Genomic DNA, 4594 nt, shown 5'->3' with positions numbered 1-4594 from the left:
CGTGACCTTTTTGAGCATTTGTGCAAATTGATTGAGGTCTTTTTCTGTTTTAATGCCCTTGGCGGCTTTTTTAGCAAAGGCTTCGAGTTCTTTTTGAGTCACCATAATGGCCTATCCTTATACATTGTTAACATTAAGAATAGGCGGTTACACAGAATCTTTTACAGTCTCTCTTAACCTTAAAATAATATTGTAATTTTAATATTGCTATATAACGAATAAATCACTTTCCTAAAGCTCAAGTTGTACTGGCTGTTGGTTGGTATCATTATTATATGCATTACTTTTTTGTTCACGGAATCTCTGCTTAATAAAGCAGTCAATATTACACCAAATATCCTCTCCTTCAGTCAGCACATTTTTGAAGGCTTTTTTTTGATGAAGGCTTATTGCCTTGCCACAGCCACCACATACGGCAGACCAACCGTATAAAAGTAGTTCAGAAACGGGCACATATCCTAAAGCTGCATAACGGTCAAACTTTGGTTCTCGATGAGCAACAAGTTCTTCGGCTTTATAACGCATAGCGTATTTAGCTATTTGTTTCGCCCCTTCCTCATGCTCGTGGAAAATTATCTTAAAATATCTTTCAACCCCGTCATGGTCAGACACAGACCATGCCAGTAAGCTGCCTGGTTTGATTTTCTGTAGGTTATCCATAGTAATTTAGGCAATTATTAATGATTAGTTATAGTTGTCATATACTATTTTTACACTACAATCAATTACCCAAACACTTCAGTAATTTTACATTTTATATAAAATTGTCCTGCTTAATATGGTTGAGTTTATCACATAAAGTATGTAATGAAGTGCTGGTTAGTAAAATGAGTGATTCGTTTTGGGTATAAAAGCGGCGAAGTTATCTTCATCACTGAAGGGGCTGCTTATCAATATTCAAATACTTTGATTAATACAGTAGATAGTGATGTGGAGTGAGCATGTGAAAAAGATATAAAATTATTACTTGAAATCAGGGTTTTATTGAACTATTGCTTCACATTTATTTCATGTAATGTAACTTTAAAAATACTATTAAAGTAACATATGTAAGCACTATAGAGAATAGTGCTCACAAAACTACATATATGTGTTAGTAACGTGCTCTGCGTTGAGGACGCTCTCCACGGGGACGTGCTTGGTTGACTTTTATATTTCTGCCTTTGAACATGCTATCATTGAAAGCTTTGATAGCTGCATCTGCTTCTGAATTATCTGGCATTTCAACAAAACCAAAACCTTTAGACTGTCCGGAGAACTTGTCTGTTACAAGGTTTACTGTAGATACTTCACCAAACTCAGAAAAAGCGTCTCTCAAGTCTTCTTCGGTAACGCTGTAAGACAGATTGCCAACATAAAGATTCATATTTTATCCTAGTATTCAGTGTGTTGATTGAGATTACGCTATTGAAAACCAAACACACAAATTATTCGATAGCGAAAGCCGACGTTCGGCATATTCATTATTGCACACACTTTGGTATAGCAGTATTAGACTTACTGGTTTTAGGTGTGTGATTCATGGTTTTAATATAGTTAAAGCTAAGTATGAAGACGCTTATTCTTGCTGAGTATAGTTATTAGGTATGATATTAGCAGAAAGTAGTTGGTAACAGAGTTACGCAGTCTACAAATGTATTACATACAGAAAACCTTATATACTAACTGGCCATTAAACGGCTGAGTCCTTTAACATACTGTAAATCTTGTTTGCACAATACCAACTTACTGAGCAAATTAATATGAATTTTATGTATCGTAGACATTATTTTTTAAGGAGTAGAATAAACTACAAAAGAAATTGTCTGTAGATCGATGTTATTAGCAGACGTTTAGAGTAGATAGCAAGATATAGCAACTTATATCAGATAAGTTGAAGTTTTATTGGTCTTGTCTTTCTTGCCCTCAGCAGAAGAAGGGGATGTTTATCCCCGCTTGCTGCTCAGTGAGAAGGTAACCACTCCAAGAATACGGATTCCATCCTCTTTTACTGCAAGGTCAGCTGTTGTCATGCTCCCAGTACATAACCAGGCACTCAACTCTTTAACCACCAGCTGGCGTATAAGAAGTTGATTATGGTGACTTACAACAACAATATCCCCGTGAGCAGGTTTAAGTGATCGGTCGACAATAAGTAAATCTCCCGTCTTGAGGTGATGAGCGCTCATATAGTCATCACTTACTTCAATAATAAATGTGGCTTCAGGGTGTTTGACAATATAGTTGTGCAGATTGACACGTTCTTCAATAAACTGTTGTTTTAATTGTGGAAAACGGGTTGCAATAGAATGATCAAAGCGAGGAGTTGTTGCTTGTTGCATCATAGCCTTACCATCGTAACTCTAAGTGTTGTATATATATACAGTATTATGAAGGCAACACGAACACCAATAAGAAATGCCTATAACAAACAGCAGAGGCTATCAAAATAAATGATAATTGATGGCTTGTAGGCGCTAATCCTGACTCTATGAGATAGAAGGCTGTAGTTGTATTACAAGGTAGTCATATATACATTTGCATGCTTGTGGCAAACCGCTCGACGTACGTAAACCAGCCTTTGCTTTGTCAAGTAGTCCAAAAAGTAAAGGGGCTAGCATACACCGAAAGAGAAAATCTCCAAGTCATCTATCAGCAGGGTGATGTATGCCATCATTAGTCGCTACTTGTTTTATATCAAATGGGTTAACACCTACGAGACAACCTACATTGTATCCATACTGATCAGGATTTGACCTGCGTTGGTGATGAGTATAAATACCACAAATGGAGCAGAAATAATGTTTGGCTGTGTTTGTATTAAATTGATATAGCTTCAGCTCTTTCTGACCCTTTATAAGTTTAATGTCAGAAAGAGAAACTGAAGCAACAATTGCTCCTTTTCTACGACATATAGAGCAATCACAGCGTCTTGGATCAACAATACCATTAGGTAAGAACAGTTCCAGTTCAACAGCACCACAATGACAGATCGCTTTATGCTTAAGTTTAATAACCGTATTACCTACTTGTTTAATCATTTCTTTTACTCTATATATCCAGCACACTGGTTATAACTGTATATATACCCTTCACGAATCATTTTTAGGGTTTGTTGTCAGCGCTCTTCACCCCAGTCACTTATTAATATAACCGCCCAGCAGCACTGTTATATCAGTTAAAGTGGCTACCGCATGTTTCACAGCAGTAAACATGCCCAGGGACTTCATCGCTTGACGGCCCAGCTAGCACCACTAAAAAACCATCGTTTTGGGTATAGTTTTAGGTAGGCATAAGTTAGAAAGAATAAAAAATATTAAAAGCTAAATTTTAGTATTTTTACAAGAAAATATATTTTTTGAGTTTGTATTTTTCAGAGTGCTTAAGTCTGAAATTATTGGTTCTCCTGGATAGCTTAATTAGCGAATTGTTATTAATAAGTGTTGAATAAAACCATTCATCAAAGGTATTGTATACGCTTAGCGGCTTTCATAATTTTTTATTCATGCTTTACTTAAAATAAAAATGTTTTATTGAATGGATGATAATTATGAAAAAAATAAGCCTTTCGATAGTCGCTTTAGTAGTATCAATGAACGTAAATGCCCATCCTGGAGGGTTAGACGCAAAGGGAGGGCATATGAATACGTCAACAGGAGAGTATCATTGCCATAGGGAACCCTGTTTTAGTTTAATGGTAAAGCAGTATGAGCGAAAAAACTGGCCTCATTGGGTTGATGATGATAGGGATTGCCAAAACACTAGAAATGAGATTCTTTTACGTGATGCAGAAAACCCTGGTTTAAACCCTAAAGGTTGTAAAGTTACATATGGTGTTTGGCGGTGTCCCTACACAGGTCTAGTATTCACTAATCCAAAAGATTTAGATATTGATCATATAGTACCTCTAAAAGAAGCATTTCGAAGCGGAGCGAGTGTATGGAATAGACAGGAGAAAAGAGCATTTGCGAATGACTTTGAAAACTTATTGGCTGTAGAAAATTCTGCAAATAGAAAAAAAGGAGATAAAGATCCTGCAGGTTGGATGCCCGACAAATGGGATTATCAATGTGATTACATTAAGCAATGGAAATATATAAAACAAAAATATCAATTAGCTATGGATAATGAAGAAGCACAAGCTATAAGTCTTATTGAACGACGTTGTAATAATTGAAAAATATTAATCGATTAGGTAAGGGGGGACAGGTTATAAATAAATTATAAATCTTACTAAGATGTTATGGTAAAGGTGGTCACTTGGGACGAGGGAGCTACCTACCTTGGCATTAGAATAATCTCTATACTGCTTAGTACCCAAAAATTTATAGTTAAAAAACTATGTACAGGACAAAACTTTCAGGGAGTGCCGAAATACTGCCAGGTTAACACTTCCTTCTACTAGTACCCTGTGTAAGTAATCAAGCCCTAGACGAAATAAACTTTTCGGTTTTCGGCCATGCTTTTTAAGCTTCAGTGGCTTAAGACTATTTTGCCATATACCCAATTTGAATGACCATGCTAATGCCAAAGCACAAACAAAAAATAGCTTTTCGAGACGATCTAGTTCCTGTAAATGCGTGCTTTCTAAGTCAAATCCTCTACTTTTTAAGCA

General features: G+C 36.2%; 5 protein-coding genes and 1 pseudogene. 1 reads left to right on the top strand and 5 read right to left on the bottom strand.

Translation table 11 applies throughout. The features are described from left to right. Positions 1-231: 231 nt before the first annotated feature. The 4 genes from F607_RS0125010 to F607_RS0124995 form a co-directional block, all read right to left on the bottom strand. The gene (locus F607_RS0125010) at positions 232-660 is read right to left on the bottom strand and encodes a hypothetical protein (protein WP_027710215.1); all 429 of its coding nucleotides are present in this window, start codon (positions 658-660) and stop codon (positions 232-234) included. A 433-nt stretch (positions 661-1093) separates the two neighbouring features. Then, complete coding sequence (locus F607_RS0125005; RefSeq protein ID WP_027710214.1) at positions 1094-1366, bottom strand: RNA recognition motif domain-containing protein; 273 nt, start codon at positions 1364-1366, stop codon at positions 1094-1096. A gap of 559 nt (positions 1367-1925) precedes the next feature. Continuing rightward, on the bottom strand, positions 1926-2324 hold the full coding sequence (locus tag F607_RS33240) for a LexA family protein (protein ID WP_084611411.1): 399 nt from the start codon (positions 2322-2324) through the stop codon (positions 1926-1928). Between the two features lie 300 nt (positions 2325-2624). After that, on the bottom strand, positions 2625-3020 hold the full coding sequence (locus F607_RS0124995; protein WP_038292232.1) for a GFA family protein: 396 nt from the start codon (positions 3018-3020) through the stop codon (positions 2625-2627). A gap of 509 nt (positions 3021-3529) precedes the next feature. Here F607_RS0124995 and F607_RS0124990 point away from each other — a divergent pair. Beyond that, positions 3530-4156 carry an HNH endonuclease gene (locus tag F607_RS0124990; protein ID WP_051311820.1) on the top strand — a complete coding sequence of 209 codons (627 nt, stop codon included), beginning with the start codon at positions 3530-3532 and terminating at the stop codon, positions 4154-4156. A gap of 162 nt (positions 4157-4318) precedes the next feature. Here the strand turns inward: F607_RS0124990 and F607_RS35325 are convergent. Next, positions 4319-4594, bottom strand: a pseudogene (locus tag F607_RS35325) (IS4 family transposase); the annotation flags it as partial.

This window comes from Zooshikella ganghwensis DSM 15267 (assembly GCF_000428585.1).
GTDB lineage: Bacteria > Pseudomonadota > Gammaproteobacteria > Pseudomonadales > Zooshikellaceae > Zooshikella > Zooshikella ganghwensis.
This window is presented reverse-complemented; position numbering and strand designations above follow the sequence as displayed.